Source organism: Stutzerimonas sp. FeSN7 (assembly GCF_030263795.1).
Lineage (GTDB): Bacteria > Pseudomonadota > Gammaproteobacteria > Pseudomonadales > Pseudomonadaceae > Stutzerimonas > Stutzerimonas stutzeri.
Genome location: NZ_JARPMN010000001.1, coordinates 3,338,072 through 3,360,565, shown reverse-complemented (window position 1 = coordinate 3,360,565; position 22,494 = coordinate 3,338,072). Strand labels below are relative to the sequence as shown.

The window sequence follows — 22,494 nt, the reverse complement described above, 5'->3', positions numbered from 1 at the left end:
CGCAGGGCGGCTGTGCAAGCGCACCGTCCGCCCCGCGCAGGCTGTTTCTACTTAGAAGAGCACCTTGGCCACATCGGCGAAGCGCCTGGCGAAGTGCACCGTCAGCCCTTCCTTCAGGTAGTCCGGCAGCTCGTCGAAGTCGCCACGATTGGCTTCCGGCAGGATCAGCTCGAAGAGCTTCTGCCGCCGCGCGGCGATGACCTTCTCGCGTACCCCGCCGATGGGCAGCACATGGCCGGTCAGGGTCAGCTCGCCGGTCATGGCCACGCCCTTCTTCGGCGGCTGGTTGCGTGCCAGCGACAGCAGTGCGCTGGCCATGGTGATGCCGGCGCTGGGGCCGTCCTTGGGTGTCGCGCCTTCCGGCACGTGCAGGTGCACGAAGGCCTGGTCGAAGAACTGCGGATCGCCCTTGAATGTCTTCAGATTCGAGGTCACGAAGCTGTAGGCGATCTCCGCCGATTCCTTCATCACGTCGCCGAGCTTGCCAGTGAGCTTGAAGCCGCGGTTGAGCGTATGGATGCGCGTCGCCTCGATCGGCAGCGTGGCGCCGCCCATGCTGGTCCAGGCGAGGCCGGTGATCACGCCGACGCCAGAGAGCACCTGCTCGCTGCGGAAGACCGGTTTACCGAGGTAGCTTTCGAGATCCTTCGGCGTGATCTTCAGCACCGCTTGCGGATCTTCCAGCAGCTTGACCACCGCCTTGCGCACCAGTTTGCCCAGCTGCTTTTCCAGCTGGCGTACACCGGCCTCGCGGGCATAGCCTTCGATCACCGCCTTCAAGGCGCTGTCGCTGATGGCCAGGCGCTCCTTCGGCACGCCGGTCTTGTCCAGCAGCTTCGGCCACAGGTGGCGCTTGGCGATGGCCAGCTTCTCTTCGGCGATATAGCCGGACAGGCGGATCACTTCCATGCGGTCGAGCAGCGGGCCGGGGATCGAGTCCAGCGTGTTGGCCGTGCAGACGAACAGCACCTTGGACAGGTCCAGGCGCAGGTCCAGGTAATGGTCGAGGAATTCGACGTTCTGCTCCGGGTCGAGGGTCTCCAGCAGCGCCGAGGCTGGATCGCCCTGGTAGCTGCTGCTGAGCTTGTCGATCTCGTCGAGCATGATCACCGGGTTCATCACTTCGACATCCTTGAGCGCCTGCACCAGCTTGCCGGGCAGGGCGCCGATGTAGGTACGGCGGTGGCCCTTGATCTCCGCCTCGTCGCGCATGCCGCCGACGCTGAAACGGTAGAACGGCCGGCCGAGGGATTCGGCGATGGACTTGCCGATGCTGGTCTTGCCCACGCCCGGCGGGCCGACCAGCAGCACGATGGAACCGGCGATCTCGCCCTTGAAGGCGCCGACGGCGAGAAACTCGAGGATACGGTTCTTGATGTCGTCGAGTCCGGCGTGATGCTTGTCGAGCACCTTGCGCGCGCGCTTGAGGTCGAGCTTGTCCTTGCCGTAGACCCCCCAGGGCAGGGCGGTGGCCCAGTCCAGGTAGTTGCGGGTGACGGCGTATTCCGGCGAGCCGGTCTCGAGGATCGACAGCTTGTTCAGTTCCTCGTCGATGCGCTTCTGCGCGGCCGGTGGCACCACCTTGCCTTCCAGGCGCGCGCGGAACTCGTCGGCGTCGGCGCTTTTGTCGTCCTTGGTGATGCCCAGCTCGCGCTGGATGATCTTCAGCTGTTCCTTGAGAAAGAACTCGCGCTGGCGCTCGCCGATCTTGCGATTGACCTCGCCGGTGAGCTCCTTCTGCAGCTTGCCGACCTCGACTTCCTTGCGCAGCAGCGGCAGCACCTTTTCCATACGCTTCAAGACCGGCACGGTGTCCAGTACTTCCTGCAGTTCGGCGCCCGGCGCGGTGGTCAGCGCGGCGGCGAAGTCGGTCAGCGGCGACGGGTCGTTGGGGCTGAAGCGATTGAGGTAGTTTTTCAGCTCCTCGCTGTACAGCGGATTGAGTGGCAAGAGCTCCTTGATCGCGTTGATCAGCGCCATGCCGTAGGCCTTGACCTCGTCGCGCGGGTCCTCGTCGCTCTTCGGGTAATCGACTTCCACCAGATACGGCGGCTTGCGCCGCAGCCAGCCGCGGATGCGCACCCGCGCCAGGCCCTGGGCGACGAACTGCAGCTTGCCGCCCTCCTGTGAGGCGTGGTGTACGCGGACCATGGTGCCATGTTCCGGCAGGCTGTCCGGGTCGAAGGTGGCCATGTCCAGCACCGGCGAGTCGACGAAGAACAACGCCACCCGCTGGTGCGGCGTCTTGGCCACGCGCTCCAGGGTCTCGGCCCAGGGGTCTTCATTGACGATGACCGGCAACACCTGAGCCGGGAAGAACGGCCGGTTGTGCACCGGGATGATGTAGAGCTTGTCCGGCTGCTGCTGGTCAGGCAGCACGAGGCCGTTGGAGATGATTTCCTGATCCTGATTGATGTCGTCGTTCATGCGGCACCCGTTGCGAATACGTGCTCCTTAGATGGGTAGTGCCCCGGATGATTTCAATCCCGGCCGCGGGGTGGGCACCTTCCCCGGCGTTAGGTAGAGTGCGCACTGGCCGGCGTCTTTCATCAACGGCGACGGCTGCCAACCTCAGGTGCCCACATGCTCAATGCCCGTCTGCTTCGCCTGGATGACCAGACTCACCAGCACGCCCACGACTATCACCAGTTGGTGATGTCGCTGGCCGGTCGTGCGGAATTCGAGGTCAACGGCTCGGGCGGGGAGGTGTGCCGGATGCGCGCCTGCCTGGTGCCGGGGGATGCCGATCATGGTTTCGCCGGCATGGGCGACAACCGCATGCTGATCATCGACCTGGACGAGCAGGAAGTCGGCACCGAAGATCCCGAACTGCTGGCGCGCCTGTTCGAGGCGCCGCGCTATCCGGCGCTGGATGCCGACTTCCAGAACCTGTTGGCGTACGCCGGTGCCGAGCTGGCGCGCTACGGCAGCGATCCGCTGCTGGCCCGCGCGCTGGGTGGCGTGCTGTTACGGGCATTGCACCTGCGGCTGTTCGGCGAAGCCCAGCAGCGTCCGGCCGGCCCGCTGGATCTGCAGCGACTGGACAGCCACATCCAGAGCAATCTGGCGCGGCGCATCACGGTCGCCGAGCTGGCCCAGGTGGTCTGCCTGAGCCCCAGCCATTTTCACGCCCAGTTCAAGGACAGCGTCGGCCTCACCCCGCACCAGTACCTGCTCAAGGCCCGCCTCGATCGCGCCGCGCGCCTGCTGCGCGAGACGCCGCTGCCCTTGGTGCGCATCGCCGAGGAGTGCGGCTTCTCCAGCCAGAGTGCACTGACCACGGCCACCCGCCGCTACCTCGGCCTGACCCCTCGCGGGCTGCGCAAGTCGGATTGCTGATCGGCCCTGGATCGCCCTGTTTTCGCGCCGGTCAGAGATTACGCAGATATTCCTGCGCCATCCTGGTGCGCTTTTGTTACCACAGCTTTTCCGCCTTCCCCTATCGGAGTTTTTCGCAAAACTTCCGTAGTTTTGCGTAAGAACGGCTCGACGCGCTGACCCTACATTCCGCTTCCCGACCTGGCTCATCGTCTTGTGCTGCATCATCAGCCCGGCCGTGGACTAGACCTATAAGCAGACACAACTCAAAAGAGGAGCGGCGCATGTTCAAGGCCGGTCACGTGCTGGATGGCGCCTTCGCCAACCAGAAAGCCGCGGAATTCTTTCCCGCCATCAGCGCCAACTACGCCGTTGACGAGGCGCAATATCTCACCGAGCTGCTGCAGCTTGCCGATCCCGGCGAGGCGGGTGTTGCCGCCATTCGCGAGCGCGCGCGCAGCCTGATCGAGGCGGTGCGCGGGCGTGACAATGCCGTCGACACCCTCGATGCACTGCTGCGCCAGTACAGCCTGGATACCCAGGAAGGGCTGATGCTGATGTGCCTGGCCGAAGCGCTGCTGCGCGTACCGGACGCGGCGACCGCCGATGCGCTGATCCGCGACAAGCTCAACGCTGCCGAATGGGAGCGCCACCTGGGCCAGAGCGACAACGTGTTGGTCAACTTCGCTGCCTGGGGCCTGGTGATGACCGGCAAGGTGGTTGATCCGGAGACTGCCGACGGCCGGCCGAAGAACGTCATCGGCCGCCTGCTCAAGCGCTCCGGCGAGCCGGTGATCCGCGCCGCGATGAACCAGGCCATGAAGCTGATGGGCAAGCAGTTCGTGCTCGGTCGCACCATCGCAGAAGCCCTTAAGAACGGCCGACCGGAGCGGGAGAAGGGCTACACCTATTCCTTCGACATGCTCGGCGAGGCTGCGCTGACCGCTGAAGACGCCGCCAAGTACATGGCCGACTACCGCCAGGCCGTGGAAACCGTGGGCGCCGAGCCGCAGGTCGGGCCGGGCCCACGACCGTCGGTGTCGATCAAACTGTCGGCGCTGCACCCGCGCTACGAAGTCGCTCAGCGCGAGCGGGTGCTCAACGAGCTGTTCGCCAGCGTGCGCGAACTGGCCGTGCTGGCGCGTCAGCGCAATGTCGGGATAACCATCGATGCCGAGGAGGCCGACCGCCTCGAGCTGTCGCTGGAACTGTACGAGAAACTCCTGCGCGACCCGGCCATCGCCGGCTGGGGTGAGTTCGGCCTGGTCATTCAGGCCTACTCCAAGCGCTGCCTGCCGGTGCTGGTTTGGCTGACGCTGCTCGGTCGCGAGCTCGGCGAACGCATTCCGCTACGGCTGGTAAAGGGCGCCTACTGGGACAGCGAGATCAAGCAGTGCCAGGTCCAGGGCCTGGATGGCTACCCCGTCTATACCCGCAAGGAAGGTACCGACACCTCCTACCTCGCCTGCGCGCGCTACCTGTTGTCCGAGCACACCCGTGGGGTGATCTACCCGCAGTTCGCCAGCCACAACGCACACACTGTCAGCTGCATCCTGGCCATGGCCGAGGAAACCTCGCAGCCGCGCGAGTTCGAGTTCCAGCGCCTGCACGGCATGGGCGATGCCCTGTACGACACGGTGATCGAGAAGTACGCCCGCAACGTCCGGATCTACGCCCCGGTCGGTGCGCACAAGGACCTGCTGCCCTATCTGGTGCGTCGCCTGCTGGAGAACGGTGCCAACTCGTCGTTCGTCCACCAGCTGGTCGACCCGCGCGTGCCGGTCGAATCGCTGATCGATCACCCGGTCACCCAGCTGCGCAGATTTGCCGCACCTGGCAACCCGCGCATTCCGCTGCCGCCGGCGCTGTTCGGCAATCGCAAGAACTCCCAAGGGATCAACATGAATATCCAGAACCAATGGAACGACCTGGCCAGCGCCTACCAACCTTTCCTTGAGCGCCAGTGGCAGGCGGCGCCGGTCATCAGCGGGCAGAGGCTCGCCGGTACGCCGTCCGAGGTGCGTTGCCCCTATGACCTGAACAAGGTCGTCGGCCAGGCCCAGTTCGCCAGCGCCGAGCAGGCGCGCCAGGCCGTTGATCGCCTGGCAGCTTACTGGCCAACCTGGAATGCCACGCCGGTGGAGACCCGTGCCGCGGTGCTGGAGCGTCTGGGTGATCTGCTGGAGCAGCACCGCGCCGAGCTGATGGCCCTGTGTACCGTTGAAGCCGGCAAGTCGCTGCAGGACGGCATCGATGAGGTACGCGAGGCGGTGGATTTCTGCCGTTACTACGCCCAGCAGGCGCGGCTGAAGCTTGGCCGCGAAGAGCTGAAAGGCCCGACCGGTGAGCGTAACGAGCTGTTCCATGAAGGCCGCGGCGTGTTCGTCTGCGTCAGCCCGTGGAATTTCCCGCTGGCGATCTACCTCGGCCAGATCAGCGCGGCACTGGTTGCCGGCAACACCGTGCTGGCCAAGCCGGCCGAGCAGACCAGCCTGATCGCTGCGCGTGCGCTTGAACTGATGTTCGAAGCCGGCCTGCCGAAAGAGGCGATCGCCTTCCTGCCCGGCGACGGCGCCACCCTGGGCGGTGTGTTCTGTCGCGATCCGCGCGTGGCCGGCGTGTGCTTCACCGGGTCGACCGACACGGCGCGCATCATCAACCGCCAGCTGGCCGAGAAGGAAGGCCCGATCGCCACGCTGATCGCCGAGACCGGTGGGCAGAACGCGATGATCGTTGACTCCACGGCACTGCCCGAGCAGGTGATCAAGGATGCCGTCGGTTCCGCCTTCACCAGCGCCGGCCAGCGTTGCTCGGCGTTGCGCGTGCTCTATGTGCAGCGTGACATCGCCGATCGGGTGATCGAGTTGCTCAAGGGCGCCATGGCCGAGCTCAGAGTCGGCCCGACCCATCTGCGTGAGAACGACATCGGCCCGGTGATCGATCAGGAGGCGCGCGAAGGCCTGCTGGCGCATATCCAGCAGCTCAAGAGCGAAGGGCGCTTGATCGCCGAAGCCCGATTGCCGGAGGGGCTCAACGGCCATTTCGTGGCGCCGGTGGCCTTCGAGATCGACGGCATTCACCAGCTGAAGAAGGAGCATTTCGGCCCCGTGCTGCATGTGGCGCGCTACGACGCGGCGGACCTGGAAAAGGTCGTCGCGGCGATCAATGGCACCGGCTACGGCCTGACGCTCGGTGTGCACAGCCGCAACGAGGAAACCGCCGAACGCATCGAGCGTCTGGCGCGGGTCGGCAACCTTTACGTCAACCGCAACCAGATCGGTGCGGTGGTGGGCGTGCAACCGTTCGGGGGCTGTGGCCTGTCCGGCACCGGCCCGAAGGCGGGCGGCCCGAGCTACCTGCTGCGCTTCGCCAACGAGCGCACCACCTCGACCAACACCACGGCGGTGGGCGGCAACGCCTCGCTGCTGTCGCTCGGCGACGACTGAGCGGATTGACGCCCGAAGGGCGTCGGCGTGTAACCGCGGGGGCTGGCTTCGGCCGCAACCCGCGCATGACATCAACCCGGCTGTCCCGGCAGCCGGCGTACAACAACAAATTGGACAGTTGGCGGACGCTCTTCCGCCACTGACGGGCCCGGGTTGGGCCTGTCGCCGGTGATGGCCGCTTTCGCCATCGCCCTCTGCCAAGGTGGCACGCGGGTTCGCTCGCGCTCCGCCGAACAACAACTAACGAGGGATTCACAATGAGCGTCAGTACACCCACGCTGATCACCTTTCTGATCTACATCGCCGCGATGATCCTGATCGGTTTCATCGCCTACCGTGCCACCAAGAACTTCTCCGACTACATCCTCGGCGGGCGCAGCCTCGGCAGCTTCGTCACCGCGTTGTCGGCGGGCGCCTCGGACATGAGCGGCTGGCTGCTGATGGGCCTGCCCGGCGCGATCTTCGTCGCCGGCCTGTCGGAAAGCTGGATCGCCATCGGCCTGATCATCGGCGCCTGGCTCAACTGGCTGTTCGTTGCCGGTCGCCTGCGCGTGCACACCGAGCACAACCACAACGCGCTGACCCTGCCGGACTATTTCTCGCACCGCTTCGAGGACGAGAGCCGCATGCTGCGGATCTTCTCCGCGCTGGTGATCCTGGTGTTCTTCACCATCTACTGCGCCTCGGGCGTGGTGGCCGGCGCGCGGCTGTTCGAGTCCACCTTCGGCATGCCCTACGAATACGCACTGTGGGTCGGCGCTGCGGCGACCATCCTTTACGTGTTCATCGGCGGCTTCCTGGCGGTGAGCTGGACCGACACCGTGCAGGCCACGCTGATGATCTTCGCGCTGCTGATCACGCCGCTGTTCGTCATCCTCGCCCTCGGTGACATGGGCACCGTGATGGCCACCATCGAGGCGCAGAACCCGGCCAACTTCGACATGTTCCGCGGGCTGTCCTTCGTCGCCATCATCTCGCTGCTGGCCTGGGGCCTGGGCTACTTCGGCCAGCCGCACATCCTGGTGCGCTTCATGGCCGCCGACTCGATCAAGACCATCCCCAACGCCCGTCGCATCGGCATGACCTGGATGATCCTGACGCTGGCCGGTGCCGTAGCGGTGGGTTTCCTCGGCATCGCCTACTTCGCCGATCACCCGGACCAGGCCGGTGCGGTGAGCCAGAACGGCGAGCGGGTGTTCATGGAGCTGGTGAAGATCCTGTTCAACCCCTGGGTGGCCGGCATCATCCTTTCCGGCGTGCTGGCAGCGGTGATGAGCACCCTCAGTGCCCAGCTCTTGGTCAGCTCCAGCGCGCTGACGCAGGACTTCTACAAGGCGATGCTGCGCAAGAATGCCTCGCAGACCGAACTGGTCTGGGTCGGCCGCGGCATGGTGCTGCTGATCGCCCTGATCGCCATCGGCATCGCTTCCAACCCGGAGAGCAAGGTGCTGGGTCTGGTGTCCTACGCCTGGGCCGGCTTCGGTGCAGCGTTCGGTCCGGTGGTGCTGATCTCGCTGCTGTGGAAGCGCATGACGCGCAACGGCGCGCTGGCCGGCATGCTGGTGGGCGCGGTCACCGTGGTGGTGTGGAAGGAGTTCATCGGCCTGGGCCTGTACGAAATCATCCCGGGCTTCATCCTCGCCAGCATCGCCATCGTGGTGGTGAGCAAGCTGGGCGCCGAGCCGGCGCCGAGCATCGTCAAGCGCTTCGAGGAAGCGGATGCGGATTACCACGCCGGTTGATGACCGGAGTGGGTGCGCGCGCGTGGTGGGCTGAAGCCCACCCTACAAAAAGCGGACGTGCACAGCCGTCATGCCAATCCTGCGTAGGGTGGGCTTCAGCCCACCGCTACGGTCGATCCGATTCAAGGCGTAATGCATCCCGCCCGGCCCTTCGCCAAATCTGCTCAATCCATCACCTCGGACAAATCGATCCGCCGCCAGCGCGCTTCGGCGAAGCTGTACACGGCGAAGGCCAGCAGGCCGACGCCGATTGCCAGCAGCAGCGCGCCACCGGCGGGCATGCCCTGCAGCGCTTCCAGCGCTTCCTTGAGGCCGGGTGGGTCGGTCGGTTCGTAACGGCTGCCACCCATGAACAGCAGCCCGGCAATGATCAGAAAGGAACAGCCACGTGCAGCCAGGCCGATACGCGAGACGGGCCGAACCAGGCGCATGGTGCCCTCGTCGCACTGGAAGTAGCGCTCGAAATGCGCGCGCCATGCTTTGATCAGGTGGGCGATGCCGACGCCGAGCGGGATCAGCGCGATTGCCCAGATCAGCCAGTGCGAATGTTTCAGGCCCAGCAGCCGCATCAGGCTGTCGGTGCCGTCGCTTCCGGAACCGCCGCCGCCCGCGGCGAAACGGTCCAGGCCGCTCACCAGCAGGCTCAGGGTGAACAGCGCGAGCAACAGATTCACCACACCGCTGCTGACCAGACCGGTGCGTACCAGCAGGCCCTGGGCATCGCGGCCGTGCCGGTCGGTATCGCCGATGCCTTGGGTCAGGCGCCAAGCCACATGGGCCAGCAGGCCGATCACCACCAGCCAGAGCAGCACGGCACCGAAGGGCTGCCCGAGCAGCTGCTGCACGGCGCCGCGGGTGTCCACGGTGTCTCCCGAGCCCAGTGCGGCCATGACGGCGAAGAATCCGACGATCACATACACCAGGCCACGCGCTGCATAGCCGCTGCGCGCCAGCCAGACCACTCCGCGGGTCACGTTCATCGTTTTCCTCCGTAGGCCATCCACCCTTTCAGTAGATGCCCTCTTTGCGTCTCGGTTCGAGCCTGCTGCGATATGGATGCACAGCGCCGTGACCCGCTGAGGCTACAATCGACCGGCACCGCCAACGGGGGCTCCGGTGAACATCGATAACCGAATCAAGTACCGTCATCTGCTCTGCTTTCTGGAAATATCCCGGAAGGGCAGTCTGGCGCGCGCCGCCGAAACGCTCGCGGTGAGCCAGCCAGCGATCTCCAAGACCTTGAAGGAACTCGAGGCGCTACTTGGCACCAGCCTGTTCGAGCGCAGCAAGACCGGCGTCAGCTTGACGGCCGCCGGCAGCGCCTTCCTGCGCTACGCCGGGCCGAGCGTGCAGGCGCTGCGTGAAGGCGTGCGCAGCCTGCGAGCGGGCGAGCATGAGGCCGGCATGGTGCGCCTGGGCGTGCTGTCCACGGTGGAAAGCGCGTTACTACCTGATGTGGTGCGTCGGCTGCATGCCCAGCATGCGGCGCTGGTGGTGAGCGTTGCCACGGGGCCGGGCGCATACCTGCTGGGCCAGCTGCGCAGCGGCGAACTGGACCTGGTGATCGGCCGGGTCACCGACAATCCGCAGATCGAGGGGCTCAGTTTCGAGCACCTCTATAGCGAGTCCATGACGCTGGTGGTGCGCCCGGACCATGCACTGCTAGGCGCCGGCGCCGGGCAGCTGGGCGATTATCCGGTGGTGCTGCCGCTGGCCGGCACCAGCATCCGGCGCTCGGCGGACAGCCTGTTCATGCAGCTGGGCATCGCTGCGCCGCCGCGGCGCCTGGAAACGCTGTCCGTCGCGTTGAGCCGTCGCTACGTGCTCGACAGCGATGCCGTCTGGGTTGCGCCACTGGATGCGGTGCGCCAGGACCTCGCCTGCGGAGAGCTGGTGGAGCTGGACCTGGGTTTGAAGGAGCCCGGCGGCTCGGTGGGCATCTGCAGCAACCCATCGCTGCCGCCCACCCTGGCCATGCAGTGGTGCTGCGAGGCGCTGCGTGAAGCAGCGGTGGTTTACCGCAATCCATAACCCCTGGGTTATGGATCGGCCCGTTCTTTTCAATTTCGGCCTGCGGCAGGCTGTCGCACACTGGCTCCGCCTTGAAGGCTTCGTGCCCAACGACAAGAAAGGAGCCTGCCATGTCCGAACCGGACACCCGCCTGTTCGTCGCCCGTGATCGCACCTGGCATCCGGCGGCGCTAACGCCCGACTACAGGACCTCCGTAGCCCGGTCGCCACGTCAGGCGCTGATCAGCATCCCCGCATCGCTGTCCGAAACCACCGGCCCGGATTTCTCGCACCTGAAGTTCGGCGATCATGACAACGATCTGCTGCTCAACTTCAACCATGGTGGCTTGCCCATCGGCGAGCGGATCATCGTCTCCGGACGGGTCATGGACCAGTACGGCAAGCCGATTTCCAACACGCTGGTGGAGATGTGGCAGGCCAATGCCGGCGGGCGCTACCGGCACAAAAACGATCGCTACGTGGCGCCGCTCGACCCGAACTTCGGCGGTGTCGGTCGTACGCTGACCGATAGCGAAGGCACCTACATCTTTCGCACGATCAAGCCGGGTCCGTATCCCTGGCGCAACGGGCCGAACGACTGGCGGCCCTCGCACATCCACGTCTCGGTCAGCGGCCCATCGATCTCCACGCGGTTGATCACCCAGCTGTATTTCGAAGGCGATCCGCTGATCCCGCTGTGCCCGATCGTCAAGACCATCGCCAACCCCGCCGCGGTGCAGACGCTGATCGCCAGGCTCGACATGGGCAACGCCAATCCCATGGATTGCCTGGCCTATCGCTTCGATATCGTGCTGCGCGGGCAGCGCAAGACCCATTTCGAGAACCGCTGAGGAGGCTCTGACATGCCCCTTGAACTGCTGCCGGAGACCCCCTCGCAGACGGCCGGCCCCTATGTGCACATCGGCCTGGCGCCGGCTGCCGCCGGCAACCCGACCCGCGAACAGGAAATCTGGAACGAGATGGCCAGGCCGGACGCGTCAGGTGAGCACATTCTGCTGCTGGGCAGCGTCTACGATGGCAGCGGCCATCTGGTGCGCGATTCGTTTCTCGAGTTCTGGCAGGCCGACAGCACCGGCCGGTATCAGCCGCGTTTCGATCCGGAGCAGTCGTTCAACAGCTTCGGCCGTACCGCCACCACCTTCGATGCCGGCGAGTGGACCCTTCGTACGGTCAAGCCGGGTGTGGTGAAGAACCGCGCCGGGATACCGATGGCGCCGCACATCAACGTGTCGCTGTTCGCCCGCGGGATCAACATCCACCTGCACACGCGCATCTACTTCGATGATGAGGCGCAGGCCAATGCCGCCGATCCGGTGCTGAACCTGATCGAATGGACCCATCGGCGCGAGACGCTGATCGCCCGACGCTGCGAGGTCGACGGCAAACTGGCGTATCGTTTCGACATTCATCTCCAGGGCGAGGCGGAAACGGTTTTCTTTGACTTCTGAGCTCAGCGCCGTCGCGGGCGTAACCAGCGAGCGGGTTGCCCCGCATATCCAGCAACGGTTTGCCGATGCCCTGCAGGCCCGTGGCTACCGTGCCGACCCGGCACAGCAGCGCGCGATCGACCAGCTCGCCGGCTGGCTCGAGCGCTGGCTGCGTGGCCGCAGCAGCTGGTTGCGCGCGCCGTCCTCCGGCGTCTACCTGTGGGGCGGCGTCGGCCGCGGCAAGAGCTTCGTCATGGACGCCTTCTTTGCCGCAGCCCCGGTGACGAGCAAGCGCCGCGTGCATTTCCATGCCTTTCTCCACGAGGTGCAGCTGCGCCTGCAGGAGATCACCGGCCAGCCCGATCCGCTGCAACTGATCGCCGCCGAGATCGCCGGGCAGAGCCGGCTGCTGTGCTTCGACGAATTCCATGTACATGACATCGGCGACGCCATGCTGCTCGGTCGGCTGCTGCAGCACCTGGTGCAGGCCGGTGTCGGGCTGGTGTGCACGTCCAACTATCCACCGGCCGGGCTGTGCCCCAATCCGCTGTATCGCGACCGGTTCAAGCCGGCCATCGCGCTGCTCGAGCGGCGCTTCCAGGTGCTGCAACTCGATGGCGGTGAGGATTACCGCCTGCGCGGCGACTACCGGTGGGGAGATTACGCGGTCGCGCCGGAGTCGGAGCAGGGCGCCCGGGTCGCCGCGCTGCTGCCCCTGGGCGAGGCTGCCGAGCACGATCTGATGCTGGAGGTGAACCGTCGTCCGCTGCCGCTGCTGGCCCGCGAGGCGGAGCGCGGCTGGATGCATTTCGACACGCTGTGCCGCGAACCACGCGCCAGCGCCGACTTCCTCTGGCTGGCCGAAGAGTTCCATGCGCTGGCGTTGTCCGGGGTGCCTCCGCTCGACGGGCAGGGCATCGACGTGCAACAGCGCTTTCTCAACCTGGTGGACATTCTCTACGACCACGGCAACCGGCTGCTGCTGGTGAGCGACATGCCGTTGTCGGCGCTGCTGAGCGAAAGCGCCCACGTGGATTTCTCCCGCACCCGCAGCCGGTTGCAGCAGTTGCGCTTGCTGCCGCCGGGCAATGCCCTGACCGCCTGACGAGACTTCCATGCTCGCGATCCTCGGGATTACCGCGCCCATCTTCATCCTCGTTGGTATCGGCTTTCTCGCCTGTCGCAGCGAGCTGATCAGCCGCGAGCAGTCGGCGGGCATGGGGCGCTTCGTCATCACCTTCGCGCTGCCGGCGCTGGTGATCAAGGCGCTGATCGACCAGCCGCTGGAGCAGGTGCTGAACTGGAACTACCTGTGCGCCTATGGCCTGGGCTCGCTGGCGTCATTCGCCCTGGGCTACGGCATCTCACGCCGCGTGCGGGGCGACAGCCTGAGCGGCAGCGCGTTAGCGGGACTCGGCAGTTCGGTTTCCAACAGCGGGTTCGTCGGCTATCCGATCGTGGTGATGGTGGTCGGCTCGCCGGCCGCGGTGGCGCTCGCGCTGGGCATGATGATCGAGAACCTGCTGATGATTCCGCTGGCGCTGACGCTGGCCGAACTCGGACGGCAATCGGACGCGGGCGTCTGGCGAGCACTGAGCGGCACGCTGAAAAGCCTGGTACGCCACCCGGTGCTGATCGCGATCACGCTGGGATTGACGCTGGCGGTGCTCGGGCTGCGCCCGCCGGCCGTCATGATGCGGGTCATCGACATGCTGGCGCTGGCCTCCTCACCGGTGGCGCTGTTCGTCATCGGCGCCAGCCTCAACGGCCTGCGGGTCGGCGCACTATATACGGACATGGCGCAGCTGACAGTGGGCAAGTTGCTGCTGCATCCGCTGCTGGTGATGGGATGCTTCCTGCTGTTTCCGGTGAACGATCCGGAGCTACGCCTGGCCGGCATCCTCATGGCGGCGGCGCCGATGATGAGCATCTATCCGATCCTTGGCGCACGCTACGGCCTGGAAGGACGCTGCGCGGCCGCCGTGGTCAGCGCGACGGTGCTGTCCTTCCTGTCGATCAGCCTGTTTCTCTGGCTGCTGCACTAAAGCCGCATTGGCGATTATCGGTCACCGTGTCGATAATCGCCCTATATCAGCTGTCCGGGGTTTCCGCCATGACCGACGAATCGCGCGTTCACCAACCACCGATGGCACCGCCCATCGTCGCTTCGCCTGCCAAGCGCATCGAGGCACTGACCGGCGATCCCAACTTCATGACGTCGCTGGCCCGTGGCCTGGCGGTGATCCATGCGTTCCAGGAGCGCAAGCGTCACCTGACCATCGCGCAGATCAGCCACCGCACCGAAATCCCCCGCGCCGCCGTGCGGCGCTGCCTGCATACGCTGATGAAGCTCGGTTACGTCACCACCGACGGGCGCACCTATTCGCTGCTGCCCAAGGTGTTGACGCTGGGGCACGCCTACCTGTCCTCCACACCGCTGGCGATGACCGCGCAGCCGATCCTCGACCGCCTCAGTGAACAGCTGCACGAGGCCTGTTCGATGGCCACGCTGGAGGGTGACGAGGTGCTCTACGTCGCCCGTTCCGCCACGCCGCAGCGGCTGATCTCGGTGGATCTGTCGGTGGGCAGCCGGCTGCCGGCGTACTGCACGTCCATGGGCCGTATCCTGCTGGCCGCGCTGGACGATGCAGCCCTCGACGAATACCTCGAACGCGCCGACTTGCAGGTCAAGACCAGCCGTACCCTGCATACGGCCGAGGCCCTGCGGCAGAACATCGCCGAGATTCGCCACCAGGGCTGGGTCATCATCGATCAGGAGCTGGAAGTGGGCCTGCGCTCGCTGGCGGTGCCGCTGAAGGATTCCGCCGGGCAGGTGCTGGCGGCACTCAACGTCGGCACCCATGCCGGCCGCGTTTCGCGCCAGGAACTGGAAACGCGCTTCCTGCCGGTGTTGCTGGAAGCCAGTCGCGAACTGAGCACGCGGCTGTTCCACTGATGATACGGTCCGCCTAGTCGAGATGCCGGGGACGGGGGCCAGGCGGACGTTGCAGATAAAAACGGGGGATGGCACGCTAATCCGTTCGATAATCGAACGCTATGTCGATTATCGGATTGTGGCCCGGGAGTTGGACCGTTACCGTTTTCGCAACGCAATCAGCGTACCGAAAACAACACGAGATTCGACTCATGGCTGAACTCCTTACGCTCCGCGAAGCCGTCGAGCGCTTTATCCAGGACGGTGACACGGTTGCCCTGGAAGGCTTTACCCACCTTATTCCCACCGCCGCGGCCCACGAGATCGTGCGTCAGGGCCGCAAGGACCTGACCCTGGTACGCATGACCCCGGACCTGGTCTACGACCTGTTGATCGGCGCCGGCTGCGCGAGGAAGCTGGTCTTCTCCTGGGGCGGCAACCCCGGGGTCGGCTCGCTGCACCGCCTGCGCGACGCGGTGGAGAAGGGCTGGCCGCAGCCGCTGGAGATCGAGGAGCACAGTCACGCGGATCTCGCCAACGCTTACGTCGCCGGTGCTTCCGGCCTGCCATTCGCTGTGCTGCGGGCCTACGCCGGCTCCGACCTGCCCAAGGTCAACCCGCTGATCAAATCGGTTACCTGCCCGTTCACTGGCGAGGTGCTGGCTGCAGTGCCTTCGGTACGCCCGGATGTCACCGTGATCCACGCGCAGAAGGCCGACCGCAAGGGCAACGTGCTGATCCAGGGCATCCTTGGCGTGCAGAAGGAGGCCGCCTTGGCCGCCAAACGCTGCATCGTGACCGTCGAGGAAATCGTCGACGACCTCAATGCGCCGATGAACGCCTGTGTGCTGCCCACCTGGGCGCTGACTGCGGTCTGCCTCGTCCCGGGCGGTGCGCATCCGTCCTATGCCCATGGCTACTACGAGCGCGACAACCGCTTCTATCAGGCCTGGGACCCGATCGCCCGCGACCGCGAGGCGTTCAGCGCCTGGGTCGACACCTACATCCGTGGTACCGAAGACTTCGCCGAATTCCAACGCAAGCTGGCCCAGCAGCAGGAGGCCAACTGATGAGCGCCTACAGCACCAATGAAATGATGACCGTGGCCGCCGCCCGCCGCCTCGGTAACGGCAGCGTCTGTTTCGTCGGCATCGGCCTGCCATCGAAGGCCGCCAACCTGGCGCGCCTGACCCATGCACCTGAAGTCGTGCTGATCTACGAATCCGGCCCGATCGGTGCCAAGCCGTCCGTGCTGCCGCTGTCCATCGGCGACGGCGAACTGGCCGAGACCGCAGACACTGTGGTGCCCACCGGCGAGATCTTCCGCTACTGGCTGCAGGGAGGGCGCATCGATGTGGGCTTTCTCGGCGCGGCACAGGTGGACAAGTACGGCAACATCAACACCACGGTGATCGGTGATTACCACAAGCCCAAGGTACGCCTGCCCGGCGCCGGCGGGGCGCCGGAGATCGCCGGCAGCGCCAAGGAGGTGCTGATCATCCTCAAGCAGTCGCATCGCACCTTCGTCGACAAGCTGGCCTTCATCACCTCCGTCGGCTTCGGCGAGGGCGGCGAGCACCGCAAGCAACTGGGGCTGCCTGGCAAGGGCCCGGTGGCGATCATCACTGACCTGTGCATCATGGAGCCGGAGGTCGGCACCCACGAGTTCGTCGTCACCGCGCTGCACCCGGGCGTGACGCGCGAGCAGGTCGTCGAGAACACCGGCTGGGCGATCCGTTTCGCCGAGCAGGTAACAACCACCGAGGCGCCGCGTGCCGAGGAGCTTCAGGCGCTGCGCGCGCTGGAGGCCCGCACCGCCGCCGCCCACGGTCAGCCAGGAGGTGAGGAATGAGCCGCGACGTATTCATCTGCGATGCCGTAAGAACGCCCATCGGCCGCTTCGGCGGTGTGCTGGCGGGCGTGCGAGCCGACGATCTGGCAGCGATTCCGCTCAGGGCGTTGCTCGAACGCAACCCCGGTCTCGACCCGGCGGCGGTCGATGAAGTCTTCATGGGTAGCGCCAACCAGGCCGGCGAGGACAACCGCAATGTCGCACGCATGGCCGCGCTGCTTGCCGGGCTGCCGAAGACGGTTCCGGGCGTGACGCTCAACCGTCTCTGCGCCTCGGGTATGGACGCGGTGGGCACCGCTTTCCGCGCCATCGCCTGCGGCGAACTGGAGCTGGCCATCGCCGGCGGCGTCGAGTCCATGTCCCGCGCCCCCTATGTGATGGGCAAGGCCGACAGCGCATTCGGCCGCAGCCAGAAGATCGAAGACACGACCATCGGCTGGCGCTTTATCAACCCGAAGATGAAGGACATGTATGGCGTGGATGCCATGCCGCAGACCGCCGACAACGTCGGCGACGAGTGGGACATCAGCCGCGAGGATCAGGACGCCTTTGCCCTGCGCAGCCAGCAGCGCACCGCTGCCGCGCAGCAAGCCGGTTTCTTTGCCGAAGAGATCGTCCCGGTGGTGATCAAGGGCAGGAAGGGCGACACGGTGGTCGATACCGATGAGCACCCGCGTGCCGATACCACGGCCGAGGTGCTGGCCAGGCTCAAGCCGGTCAATGGCGAAGGCAAGACGGTCACCGCCGGCAACGCCTCGGGCGTCAATGACGGCGCGGCGGCGATGATTCTCGCCAGCGCCGAGGCGGTGCAGAAGTACGGCCTCAAGCCGCGCGCCCGGGTGCTCGGCATGGCCAGTGCCGGCGTCGCCCCGCGCATCATGGGTTATGGCCCGGTGCCGGCAGTGAAGAAGTTGTGCGAGCGGCTGAAGCTGGCCGTCAGCGATTTCGACGTCATCGAACTCAACGAGGCTTTCGCCGCTCAGGGCCTGGCCGTCATGCGTGATCTCGGGTTGGCGGATGACGATGCCCGTGTGAACCCCAACGGTGGCGCCATCGCCCTCGGCCATCCGCTGGGGATGAGCGGCGCGCGGTTGGTACTGACAACGGTCCATCAACTGGAGAAATCCGGCGGCAAGTTGGGCCTGGCGACCATGTGCGTCGGGGTCGGCCAGGGGGTGGCACTGGTGGTGGAGCGGGTCTGACAGGCCGCGGTAGCTTGGCCTGTGAATGGGCGAGGGTGGATGGGCTGAAGTCGCCCTGCGACATGCAGGCGGCAATCCGGCAGGCTGGGCTGCAGCCCACCAACCGCCGCATCCTCGCCGAGCGACGTTCACACCGGTGCCCGGATATGTTTATCCAGCGGTGGGCGCGGGCGGGCATTTGGACCACACTGATCCGTCGATCGAATAACAAGGAATCGGGTTTTGGACCGGCCAAGCAACCAACTCTTCGATGTCTATTTCACCAGCGCCCCGATGCGTGAGGTGTTTTCCGACCGCGGCCGTGTGCAGGGCATGCTGGATTTCGAGGCGGCGCTGGCCCGGGCCGAAGCGCGGACCGGGGTGATCCCCGCCACCGCGGTCGACGCCATCGAGGCGGCCTGCCATGCCGAGCACTACGACCTGTGCGCACTGGCCGAGGCGGTCGCCACGGCCGGCAATTCGGCGATTCCGCTGGTCAAGGCGCTCGGCCGGCAAGTCGCGGCCAACGACCCGGATGCCGAGAAATACGTGCACCTGGGCGCCACCAGCCAGGATGCCATGGACAGCGGGCTGGTCCTGCAGCTGCGGCAGGCCCTCGCGCTGCTCGAGACGGACCTGCGCCGTCTCGGCGACGCGCTGGCCGACCAGGCCGCGCGCCATGCCGAGACCCCGATGGCCGGGCGCACCTGGCTGCAGCATGCAACCCCGGTAACCCTCGGCATGAAGATCGCCGGCTGGCTCGGCGCCGTGACCCGTCATCGCCAGCGGCTCGCCGAACTCAGACCGCGGCTCCTGTGCCTCCAGTTCGGTGGTGCTTCCGGCTCGCTGGCTGCGCTCGGCGAGCAGGCCTGGCCGGTTTCCGAGGCATTGGCCGGTGAACTCGGGCTCAACCTGCCCGACCAGCCCTGGCATACCCAGCGCGATCGCCTGGTGGAGTTCGCCAGCCTGCTTGGCTTGATCGCCGGCAGCCTGGGCAAGCTCGGCCGCGACCTGGCCCTGCTGATGCAGACCGACGTCGGCGAGGTCTTCGAACCCGCCGCGCCGGGCAAGGGCGGTTCCTCGACCATGCCGCACAAGCGCAACCCGGTCGGCTGCGCGGTGATGATCGCCGCCGCCACCCGGGCGCCGGGGCTGGTGGCTACCATGCTGTCGGCGCTGCCGCAGGAACACGAGCGCAGCCTCGGTCTCTGGCTCGCCGAATGGGAAACCTTGCCGGAACTCTGTTGCCTGGTTTCCGGCGCCCTGAGCCAGGCGCTGATTGCCGTACCGGCGCTGGAGGTGGATGGCGAACGGCTACGCGGCAACCTGGAGTTGACCCGCGGGCTGGTGCTGGCTGAGGCGGTAAGCATCGCTCTGGCGCAGCTCGTCGGTCGCGAGAAAGCCCACGAACTGGTCGAGCAGTGCTGCAAGCAGGCGGTGGCCGAGGGCCGCCACCTGCGCGGTGTGCTGCGCGACAGTCCCGAGGTCAGCAGCCGATTCAACGATGCCGAACTGGATCGCCTGCTCGATCCGGCCAACTATCTGGGCCAGGCGCGCCGCTGGGTCGAGCGCGCCGTGGCCGAACACCATGCCCTGAACGAGTGAGAACGACGATGCCGAGCGTACAACTGGCCGATGTCAGCCTGAACTACCGATTCGACGGCCCGGAGAGCGCGCCTGTGCTGGTGCTCTCCAATTCCCTGGGCACCGACCTGCACATGTGGGACGCGCAGATTCCGGCCTTCGCCGAGCATTTCCGCGTGCTGCGCTACGACACCCGCGGCCATGGCGCTTCGGGCTTCACGCCGGGGCCATACAGCATCGAGCAGCTGGGCCATGACGTGCTCGGTATGCTCGCTGCATTCGGCATCGAGCGCTTCTCCTTCTGCGGGCTGTCCATGGGCGGACTGATCGGCCAGTGGCTGGGTATCCATGCCGCGGACCGCCTCGAGCGCCTGGTGCTGTGCAATACCGGGGCGAAAATCGGTACCGACGAGGTCTGGAACGCGCGCATCGAGGGCGTGCTGACCGGCCGTGAGCAGGCCATGCGCGACATGCGCGATGCCTCCATCGCGCGCTGGTTCACGTCGGCCTTCGCCCAGGCCAACCCGGCGGTGGCGGCGCGTATCACCGAGATGATCGCCAGCACCGCGCCGGATGGCTACGCGGCCAACTGCGCGGCGGTGCGCGATGCCGATTTTCGCGAGCAGCTGGGTGCGATCAAGGCGCCGACCCTGGTGGTCTGCGGCACACAGGACCCGGTCACGACGGTCGAGCATGGCCAGTTCATGGAGCAGCGCATCGCCGGCGCCAAGCGGGTGGATTTCGACGCGGCGCACCTGTCCAACGTTGAGGCGGGCGAGGTCTTCACCCGGGCCGTGCTGGATTTTCTTCGAGGCTGAGCGCTGGTCGTTCAGTCCACCGCAACCTCTAAACACTGCTTATCTCGGCGGACCGGCCTCAGTCGCCGGCTCGCCCTGACAGGAGACGCCCCACAATGGACGAGAAACAACGCTACGAAGCCGGCATGCAGGTGCGGCGCGCGGTGCTCGGCGATGCCCATGTCGACCGCAGCCTGAGCAACATCAGCGAGTTCAACGCCGAGTTCCAGGAGATGATCACCCGCCATGCCTGGGGTGATATCTGGACCCGGCCCGGCCTGCCACGCCACACCCGCAGCCTGATCACCATTGCCATGCTGATCGGCATGAACCGCGAGGGCGAGCTGAAGCTGCACCTGCGCGCCGCGCGCAATAACGGCGTCACCCGTGAGGAGATCAAGGAAGTGCTGCTGCAGAGTGCCATCTACTGCGGCATCCCGGCGGCCAACGCCAGCTTCCACTTGGCCGAGGAAGTCTACGCCGAGCTGGGCGTCGAATCGCTCGGCGAGTCCTGAACCCACTGCGCCAGCCGTTCTCGCCCCACCCACGCCCCGTACCGCCTTACCGGTGGCCGGGGCGTTTTGCCTGGCGTCCTAGCGCGGGATGCCACATACCCCGGCAACGTAATGCGGCCATGCCGGTGGCGGCGGCGTAGGGCCTGGCGGTGGATAGCTCAGAAGCAAAAGCCAGAAACGAAAAAGCCCTGTAAAAACAGGGCTTTAACGATAGGTGTCTGGAGCGGGCGAAGGGAACAGCACCCGGTCGCTAACTCGTTTATTACGAACGTTTTTTCCGATCCAGGCGTCACGGAATGGACTCGATTGTGGACTCAAGTCTTCGGCCTGGTCAACGCAGGCCGTTGCGGGTGATCCAAAGCGAGCCAAGCACATCCATCAACAGCCAGAGCATCGGATTTCATTCGGAAGTCTATCTGTCTACTGGCACACCACGCCACAGGTCGCGACGGACAGGCGAGCTGCCGTCCTCAAAGGACTGGCTCTTCATCGACCGGCGCGGCCCCGTCTTTCACCCGCTCGATGAACCGCCTCATGGGCTCCGAGGGTTCGCCCCGGCGGCGCAGCAGGTAGGTGGAGAGCATCGGTGGGATGCCGGCCAGGGGACGAATGGAGATGTCCGGGCGCTGTAGCGTCTGCACCTGCGAGGCGATGGCGAAGCCGATGCCGTAGCCGGCGCCGACCAGGGTCAGCATCACGCCCAGGCTGGTCACTTCGTCCACCAGCTTGAGCGGCATGTTCGTGTCCTGCAGCACCGCCTGAATCTGGTGGCGGCAACCGGAGCCCGCCTCGGGGTGGCACAGAACCAGCGGAAACTTCAAGGCTTCGGGCAGCGGCACCTGCACGTGTGCCAGCAAGGGATGGCGTGCGGGCACGATCACCGACAGCGGGTCGGTCCACACCGGCTCGGCGACGAGGCCATCATGCACCGCGTTTGACAACGCAAAGCCGATGTCCAGCAGATCGTCGTGCAGCATCTTGAGCTGCTGCGCGAACGGCAGCTCGAAGACGCGAATCTCCAGCTCGGGCTCCTCCTCACGGCTGCGTGCCAGCAGGGTGGCGATGCGGGGCTGCGCCAGGCTGTCGCAGATGGCGATGCGCAGATGGCCCTGGTAGCCCTGTGCCGCCGCCTTGGCGCTCTTGACTGCCTGCTCCACGGTGGCCATCACGCGCCGGCATTCGCCGAGGAACACCTGGCCGGCCCAGGTCAGCCGCGTCAGGCGTGTGCTGCGGTCGAACAACTGCACGCCAAGCTGGCTTTCCAGGTCGCGCATCGCACGCGACACAGGCGACTGCTCGATGCCCAGACGCTCGGCTGCACGGGCCAGATGCAGTTCTTCCGCAACTGCGACGAAGTAACGCAGCAATCTGAAATCCAAGGCCACCTCCTGTTTGTCTTCTTCTGGTTCGGCATCTCGGGCGCCAGCATCTACATCCGCATCCCGTCAGCACCTCCTTCGATTGCATCGCGTCGAAGCACTCATGCCTGTCGGGACCAGGCCCGTCGCCGACACGCGCGGAGCTGGCCGGCGCACACAGCCGGACACTGAATGCTGATGGCCAGTGTTTGCGGCTGCCATGCCAGGGCGGGCGGCCAAGCAATATGACGCAGGCGTTCCTGCGAACCAGGGCCGCGAAGACGATGCTGCGTCCGCAAGGCTGGTAA

The 22,494-nt window shown here is 66.0% G+C and carries 18 protein-coding genes; 15 read left to right on the top strand and 3 right to left on the bottom strand.

The features are described 5' to 3' along the window. Positions 1 to 51: 51 nt before the first annotated feature. Complete coding sequence (gene lon / locus P5703_RS15915; protein ID WP_013982089.1) at positions 52 to 2,427, bottom strand: endopeptidase La; 2,376 nt, start codon at positions 2,425 to 2,427, stop codon at positions 52 to 54. Between the two features lie 156 nt (positions 2,428 to 2,583). Here lon and P5703_RS15910 point away from each other — a divergent pair, with 156 nt between their 5' ends. The 3 genes from P5703_RS15910 to putP all read left to right on the top strand — a co-directional run bounded on the left by P5703_RS15910 (position 2,584) and on the right by putP (position 8,506). Then, positions 2,584 to 3,339: a helix-turn-helix domain-containing protein gene (locus P5703_RS15910; protein WP_013982090.1), complete on the top strand. Its 756-nt coding sequence runs from the start codon at positions 2,584 to 2,586 to the stop codon at positions 3,337 to 3,339. A 263-nt stretch (positions 3,340 to 3,602) separates the two neighbouring features. Continuing rightward, positions 3,603 to 6,764, top strand: a complete 3,162-nt coding sequence (gene putA / locus P5703_RS15905; protein WP_285588063.1) for a bifunctional proline dehydrogenase/L-glutamate gamma-semialdehyde dehydrogenase PutA — start codon at positions 3,603 to 3,605, stop codon at positions 6,762 to 6,764. A gap of 257 nt (positions 6,765 to 7,021) precedes the next feature. Then, on the top strand, positions 7,022 to 8,506 hold the full coding sequence (putP, locus tag P5703_RS15900; protein ID WP_234492799.1) for a sodium/proline symporter PutP: 1,485 nt from the start codon (positions 7,022 to 7,024) through the stop codon (positions 8,504 to 8,506). 164 nt (positions 8,507 to 8,670) lie between these two features. On the opposite strand, the gene P5703_RS15895 is transcribed toward putP, so the two are convergent. Next, entirely contained in the window at positions 8,671 to 9,486 is an 816-nt protein-coding gene (locus P5703_RS15895) for a DUF1206 domain-containing protein (RefSeq protein ID WP_111482068.1), read from the bottom strand. A gap of 136 nt (positions 9,487 to 9,622) precedes the next feature. On the opposite strand from P5703_RS15895, the gene pcaQ reads away from it, so the two are divergent. The 12 genes from pcaQ (at position 9,623) to pcaC (ending at position 20,828) form a co-directional block, all read left to right on the top strand. Further along, a complete protein-coding gene (pcaQ, locus tag P5703_RS15890; RefSeq protein WP_111482069.1) occupies positions 9,623 to 10,537 on the top strand; it encodes a pca operon transcription factor PcaQ in 915 nt (304 codons plus the stop codon). A gap of 110 nt (positions 10,538 to 10,647) precedes the next feature. Continuing rightward, the gene (gene pcaH, locus P5703_RS15885) at positions 10,648 to 11,367 is read left to right on the top strand and encodes a protocatechuate 3,4-dioxygenase subunit beta (RefSeq protein WP_011912430.1); all 720 of its coding nucleotides are present in this window, start codon (positions 10,648 to 10,650) and stop codon (positions 11,365 to 11,367) included. 12 nt (positions 11,368 to 11,379) lie between these two features. Next, positions 11,380 to 11,985 (top strand): protocatechuate 3,4-dioxygenase subunit alpha, encoded by a 606-nt coding sequence (gene pcaG / locus P5703_RS15880; protein ID WP_011912431.1) that lies wholly within the window; start codon positions 11,380 to 11,382, stop codon positions 11,983 to 11,985. Then, on the top strand, positions 11,975 to 13,069 hold the full coding sequence (gene zapE, locus P5703_RS15875) for a cell division protein ZapE (RefSeq protein WP_111482070.1): 1,095 nt from the start codon (positions 11,975 to 11,977) through the stop codon (positions 13,067 to 13,069). The genes pcaG and zapE overlap by 11 nt, the downstream gene beginning before the upstream one ends. A 10-nt stretch (positions 13,070 to 13,079) precedes the next feature. Next, positions 13,080 to 14,009: an AEC family transporter gene (locus P5703_RS15870; RefSeq protein WP_111482071.1), complete on the top strand. Its 930-nt coding sequence runs from the start codon at positions 13,080 to 13,082 to the stop codon at positions 14,007 to 14,009. Positions 14,010 to 14,077: 68 nt separating this feature from the next. Beyond that, positions 14,078 to 14,920, top strand: a complete 843-nt coding sequence (locus P5703_RS15865; protein ID WP_019406450.1) for an IclR family transcriptional regulator domain-containing protein — start codon at positions 14,078 to 14,080, stop codon at positions 14,918 to 14,920. Between the two features lie 191 nt (positions 14,921 to 15,111). Further along, the gene (locus P5703_RS15860; RefSeq protein WP_020308029.1) at positions 15,112 to 15,969 is read left to right on the top strand and encodes a CoA transferase subunit A; all 858 of its coding nucleotides are present in this window, start codon (positions 15,112 to 15,114) and stop codon (positions 15,967 to 15,969) included. Beyond that, positions 15,969 to 16,751, top strand: a complete 783-nt coding sequence (locus P5703_RS15855; RefSeq protein WP_011912436.1) for a CoA-transferase subunit beta — start codon at positions 15,969 to 15,971, stop codon at positions 16,749 to 16,751. The genes P5703_RS15860 and P5703_RS15855 overlap by 1 nt, the downstream gene beginning before the upstream one ends. Beyond that, positions 16,748 to 17,953: a 3-oxoadipyl-CoA thiolase gene (gene pcaF / locus P5703_RS15850; RefSeq protein WP_279641651.1), complete on the top strand. Its 1,206-nt coding sequence runs from the start codon at positions 16,748 to 16,750 to the stop codon at positions 17,951 to 17,953. The genes P5703_RS15855 and pcaF overlap by 4 nt, the downstream gene beginning before the upstream one ends. 222 nt (positions 17,954 to 18,175) lie before the next feature. Then, complete coding sequence (locus tag P5703_RS15845) at positions 18,176 to 19,537, top strand: 3-carboxy-cis,cis-muconate cycloisomerase (RefSeq protein WP_011912438.1); 1,362 nt, start codon at positions 18,176 to 18,178, stop codon at positions 19,535 to 19,537. Between the two features lie 8 nt (positions 19,538 to 19,545). Next, positions 19,546 to 20,334: a 3-oxoadipate enol-lactonase gene (gene pcaD / locus P5703_RS15840; RefSeq protein ID WP_011912439.1), complete on the top strand. Its 789-nt coding sequence runs from the start codon at positions 19,546 to 19,548 to the stop codon at positions 20,332 to 20,334. Between the two features lie 95 nt (positions 20,335 to 20,429). Next, the gene (gene pcaC, locus P5703_RS15835) at positions 20,430 to 20,828 is read left to right on the top strand and encodes a 4-carboxymuconolactone decarboxylase (protein WP_011912440.1); all 399 of its coding nucleotides are present in this window, start codon (positions 20,430 to 20,432) and stop codon (positions 20,826 to 20,828) included. Between the two features lie 470 nt (positions 20,829 to 21,298). On the opposite strand, the gene P5703_RS15830 is transcribed toward pcaC, so the two are convergent. Then, on the bottom strand, positions 21,299 to 22,207 hold the full coding sequence (locus tag P5703_RS15830; protein WP_280059663.1) for a LysR family transcriptional regulator: 909 nt from the start codon (positions 22,205 to 22,207) through the stop codon (positions 21,299 to 21,301). Positions 22,208 to 22,494: the final 287 nt, after the last annotated feature.

What these genes read in the sequence shown, in the direction of transcription:
- lon (WP_013982089.1), bottom strand. Translation starts at nt 2,427, where the DNA reads ATGAACGACGACATCAATCAGGATCAGGAAATCATCTCCAACGGCCTC.
- P5703_RS15910 (WP_013982090.1), top strand. Translation starts at nt 2,584, where the DNA reads ATGCTCAATGCCCGTCTGCTTCGCCTGGATGACCAGACTCACCAGCAC.
- putA (WP_285588063.1), top strand. Translation starts at nt 3,603, where the DNA reads ATGTTCAAGGCCGGTCACGTGCTGGATGGCGCCTTCGCCAACCAGAAA.
- putP (WP_234492799.1), top strand. Translation starts at nt 7,022, where the DNA reads ATGAGCGTCAGTACACCCACGCTGATCACCTTTCTGATCTACATCGCC.
- P5703_RS15895 (WP_111482068.1), bottom strand. Translation starts at nt 9,486, where the DNA reads ATGAACGTGACCCGCGGAGTGGTCTGGCTGGCGCGCAGCGGCTATGCA.
- pcaH (WP_011912430.1), top strand. Translation starts at nt 10,648, where the DNA reads ATGTCCGAACCGGACACCCGCCTGTTCGTCGCCCGTGATCGCACCTGG.
- pcaG (WP_011912431.1), top strand. Translation starts at nt 11,380, where the DNA reads ATGCCCCTTGAACTGCTGCCGGAGACCCCCTCGCAGACGGCCGGCCCC.
- P5703_RS15870 (WP_111482071.1), top strand. Translation starts at nt 13,080, where the DNA reads ATGCTCGCGATCCTCGGGATTACCGCGCCCATCTTCATCCTCGTTGGT.
- P5703_RS15865 (WP_019406450.1), top strand. Translation starts at nt 14,078, where the DNA reads ATGACCGACGAATCGCGCGTTCACCAACCACCGATGGCACCGCCCATC.
- P5703_RS15860 (WP_020308029.1), top strand. Translation starts at nt 15,112, where the DNA reads ATGGCTGAACTCCTTACGCTCCGCGAAGCCGTCGAGCGCTTTATCCAG.
- P5703_RS15855 (WP_011912436.1), top strand. Translation starts at nt 15,969, where the DNA reads ATGAGCGCCTACAGCACCAATGAAATGATGACCGTGGCCGCCGCCCGC.
- pcaF (WP_279641651.1), top strand. Translation starts at nt 16,748, where the DNA reads ATGAGCCGCGACGTATTCATCTGCGATGCCGTAAGAACGCCCATCGGC.
- pcaD (WP_011912439.1), top strand. Translation starts at nt 19,546, where the DNA reads ATGCCGAGCGTACAACTGGCCGATGTCAGCCTGAACTACCGATTCGAC.
- pcaC (WP_011912440.1), top strand. Translation starts at nt 20,430, where the DNA reads ATGGACGAGAAACAACGCTACGAAGCCGGCATGCAGGTGCGGCGCGCG.